This window comes from Saccharomonospora halophila 8 (assembly GCF_000383775.1).
Taxonomy (GTDB): Bacteria; Actinomycetota; Actinomycetes; order Mycobacteriales; family Pseudonocardiaceae; genus Saccharomonospora; species Saccharomonospora halophila.
In genome coordinates, this window is sequence record NZ_KB912564.1 from 127,307 (window position 1) to 131,202 (window position 3,896).

Annotated in this window: 3 protein-coding genes and 1 pseudogene; 2 read left to right on the top strand and 2 right to left on the bottom strand. The window is 70.1% G+C overall.

All coding sequences use genetic code 11. From position 1 onward, the window contains the following. Positions 1 to 144: 144 nt before the first annotated feature. Positions 145 to 456, top strand: a pseudogene (locus tag SACHA_RS23990) (AMP-binding enzyme); the annotation flags it as partial. Between the two features lie 108 nt (positions 457 to 564). On the opposite strand, the gene SACHA_RS0114390 reads toward SACHA_RS23990, so the two are convergent. Beyond that, a complete protein-coding gene (locus tag SACHA_RS0114390) occupies positions 565 to 1,527 on the bottom strand; it encodes an MBL fold metallo-hydrolase (RefSeq protein WP_019810880.1) in 963 nt (320 codons plus the stop codon). A gap of 1,153 nt (positions 1,528 to 2,680) precedes the next feature. Here SACHA_RS0114390 and SACHA_RS0114400 point away from each other — a divergent pair. Continuing rightward, on the top strand, positions 2,681 to 3,607 hold the full coding sequence (locus SACHA_RS0114400) for a 2-hydroxyacid dehydrogenase (protein WP_020628639.1): 927 nt from the start codon (positions 2,681 to 2,683) through the stop codon (positions 3,605 to 3,607). 17 nt (positions 3,608 to 3,624) lie between these two features. Here the strand turns inward: SACHA_RS0114400 and SACHA_RS22240 are convergent. Continuing rightward, positions 3,625 to 3,896: alpha-hydroxy-acid oxidizing protein (locus tag SACHA_RS22240; protein WP_039739110.1), on the bottom strand; the 272-nt coding region annotated here is incomplete at its 5' end.

Genomic DNA, 3,896 nt, shown 5'->3' on the forward strand with positions numbered 1-3,896 from the left:
CGGCTGGTCGGTCGGCCGAGGCCGTGCGCACTCCGGGGGCGTCCGCCCTCAGCCGACCTCGCCGCGCCGCGCCCGGTGCGGCTCATCGTCACCGGTGGTGGTGAGGCCGAGCAGCTCGACGGCCCGTTCGCGCATCGCCACCTTGACGGATACGTCGCCGTCACCGGGCGCGGCAAGGACATGGTCATCCGCGGCGGCGAGAACATCTACCCCCGCGAGATCGAGGAGTTCCTGCACACCCACCCGGACATCCTCGACGCGCAGGTCATCGGCGTGCCCGACGAACGCTACGGAGAGGAACTCATGGCCTGGGTCCAGCTCCGGGACACGGCGCCCACCCTGACCGCGGAAGCACTGCGCGAGTTCTGCACCGGCCGCCTCGCCCACTACAAGATCCCCCGCTACGTACGCGTGGTGGACGAGTTCCCGATGACCGTCACCGGGAACGTCCGCAGATCCTGCCAGGCTCGCTCACCGAGCAACGAGTGTCGCGGCGGGTCGTCGAGGACGCTGATCCGATCGCGCCCCACTCGCCGGAGCGACAGCCGCTGCGGGTTTCGGTGGTCACCGGCTTCCACCCAGCGAGAACATTTGACCGTCGTCGGCGACCGTTATCGTCCCGCCGAAGGACTCGCGCGCCGGGTCGGCCCACTGTTCGTAGGTGGCGACCCCGCCCAGGTGGCTGAACACCAGGTGGCGTGCCCCCGCGGCGGCGGCGACACGACCGGCCCCGGCGGGATCGGTGTGGCTGTTCGCCAGGTGCTGCAGGTACTCGGGAGTGAAGCCCTTATCCCGGTAGTAGTCCAAGTACATCGCCTCGTGCACGAGCACGTCCGCGCCTCGGGCCAGCCGCACGACGTTCGGGTGTTCCGTGGTGTCACCCGACAACGCCACCACCCCGTGCGGTGTTTCGATACGGAACCCGAAACAGGGAAACACCGGTGGATGCTCCACCAGTGCCGCGAGTACCCGCACCTGCTCGTCCCGGTACACCTCCAGCGGCGACATCTCGGGCGCGAGCTCCGCTCGCGGCCCCGCGGCCACTCCCTCCGGCAACCGGATGTCCCGCGGCTGGACGAGCTGGTCCAGTTCGGTACGACCCTCGTCGTGGACCCGGATGTTGACGTCGTAGGCGTATCCCGACAGTGTGCTGCCGACCAGATCCTCGGTTCCCGGGGTGGGCGGCGCGACCGCCGGTCGCGCGCCCTGCGGGAGAGCACCGGCCCGCCCCGGGCCGACGATCGGAAAGGGTTCATCGAACCCGCCCACGTTCGGCCCCCAGTTGTAGAGGAGAACCCCGGGCAGCTCACAGATGTGATCGGAATGCAGGTGCGTAAGCAGGATCGCGCGCAGCCGGTCCACCGGCATCCCGGTCTCGGACAACTGGCGCGTGACCCCCAGGCCGACATCCACCAGATACAGGGCACCGTCGACCACGATCGCCGTCGCGATGCCCTGGCGTGGCCCGCGCACCACCGGACCGGCGGCCGTGCCGAGTGTGACCACATGCGTACCGGTGTCGGGCACCGAGCTCGCGGACTCCGCTGCCGTGGCGGACCCCACCCCGAGAGCCGATACGGTCGCCAACCCCGCGGACGCACCGAGGACACTCCTGCGGGTGAGTCCATGATGTTCCGTTCCCATTGCTCCTTCTCCCGATAGGTGAACTGTGTACCGCACAGCACGGAGCCGCGATGGTGGCAGCCTGCGTGAGTTGGGTGACGACCGATCGTCACCATGCCGTACCGCTCCGCTCGTCGGCGAACGGACCGGAAGTTGCAGCGCCCGCCGGATCAGTCGAGGACGTCGACGGATCCGGCGCCGACTTCAGTCCCGTCGCGATCCCACCTCACCAACGAGCCGGATTAGGCCACCACCGGCACCGGTGCCGGGGAACGCAGGTGAACCAGGCCGTAGTTCTGCCCAAGCCGGCGTTCGTCACCGTGGACAACTCCGCGATGAGCGGCACACGAAATCACTCCGGTACCGGAGTGATTGTGGAGGAGGCGCCATCCGGGCAGGACTGCTGCTATTGTGTGCTCGCGTGCTGGTCCTCCAGCCCCCGAGCGGCCGGTCACTCCACAGTCATCGGCCGATGGGGTCCGCCAGGGTTTCGGCATGCTCCCTCTCCGGGATCGAGGCGAGGACGTGCGCGGGCACCCCAAAGGCCGTTCGGCGACGGACATCCATATCGATGCTCCTCATCGAGCCGGTCGGATCTCGGATCACCATAGTGCGCCGGGTTTCACGCGGACACGGTCTCTTGACTCGGGAACCCCCGGACGATCAGCACAGCTCGCCCGGGACAAATGACGTAGCGACCGGGTCCGGGTTCACGGAACGCTACGGCGCGGGTCCGCTCCCCGAGATCACACCAGGAGCGGTAGACACTGCTTCAAGGCGACCGTCCTCTTCGACGGGATCGGCGGCTCCGGAGGGGGACGTCACGCGGGCCCGAGCGTGCTCGACGAGTACCCCAGACGAAGGCCGTGGGGTGAAGACGACTCCACCGCCTTCGCCGTCCCCTTCCGGAAAGGCCGTGACCCGCCCACGCTGACGGTCACGCGCAGCGGCCCCGTCCGAGCCCGTGCGGCGGGCGATACCGCACCGGCAATGGACGATACCCCGCCGCTTTACCTACCGTCGTCGGGCCAGAGCCGACTGACCCCGAAGGGCACTGATGACGACACGTGTGGTGGTGGTAGGAACCTTGCGCCCGGCCCTCGTCCAGGCGCTGCGGGACTGCTACGCCGCGCCGACGCTCGAGGAGCTCTCGCCCGAGGACACCGACGACGTCGAGATCGCCGTCACCAGCGGCACCTGGGGCGTGCGCGCCGAGCACATGAACCGACTGCCGAAGCTGCGCGCGATCGTCAACTTCGGTGTCGGCTACGACGCCACCGACGTCGCCGAGGCCACCCGGCGCGGCATCGTCGTCTCCAACACGCCCGACGTGCTGACCGACTGTGTGGCCGATGCGGCCGTCGGTCTGATCATCGACGTGATGCGGGGACTGTCCGCCTCGGACCGATTCGTGCGGCGGGGCGAATGGGCCCGCGGCGCCGTGCCGCCACCGGCACGCCGGGTCACCGGCGTCCGGGCGGGCATTCTCGGTCTGGGCCGCATCGGCCTCGCGATCGCCCACCGGCTGACGGCCTTCGACGCGACGATCAGCTACCACAACCGCAGGCCGCGCACCGACGTCGACTACGCCTACGCCGCGAGCCCCCGTGAGCTCGCCGCGAACTGCGACCTGCTGGTGATCGCCGCCGCAGGCGGCGACGACTCGCGGGGTCTGGTCGACACCACCGTGCTCGACGCACTGGGACCGCGCGGTTTCCTCGTCAATGTCGCCCGCGGGTCGGTCGTCGACGAACCGGCCGTGGCGGCGGCGCTGGAGGAGAAGCGGCTGGCCGGCGCCGGACTCGACGTCTTCGCCGACGAACCCCACGTGCCCGCGGCGCTGCGGGAGCGCGACGACGTCGTGCTGCTGCCGCACCTGGGCAGCGCCACCGTCGAGACGCGCACCGCGATGACCGACCTGACCCTCGCCAACGTCGCGCGCTTCCTCGACGAGGGCACGCTGGTGACTCCTGTTCCGGGCTGACTGTACGGCCTACCGCCTCACGAATCGCGCAGCCGCACGTGCGCGGAGGTGAGGTCGGCGATCCGGGGTGTGCCGAGCAGACACATCGCCCGGCGCAACTCGGCGGTGAGGATGTCCAGCGTCGCGGTGACACCCCGCTGCCCGCCCACCATGAGGCCGTAGAGGTACGCGCGGCCGAGCAGCACGCCGGTGGCGCCCAGCCCGACCGCGGCGGCGATGTCGCCGCCGGACCGCACTCCGGAGTCGACGTACACCTCGGCGCGGTCGCCGATCGCCGCGACGACGTCGG

Excerpts from the sequence above, each read along its gene's own strand:
- SACHA_RS0114400 (WP_020628639.1), top strand. The coding sequence starts at position 2,681 with ATGACGACACGTGTGGTGGTGGTAGGAACCTTGCGCCCGGCCCTCGTC.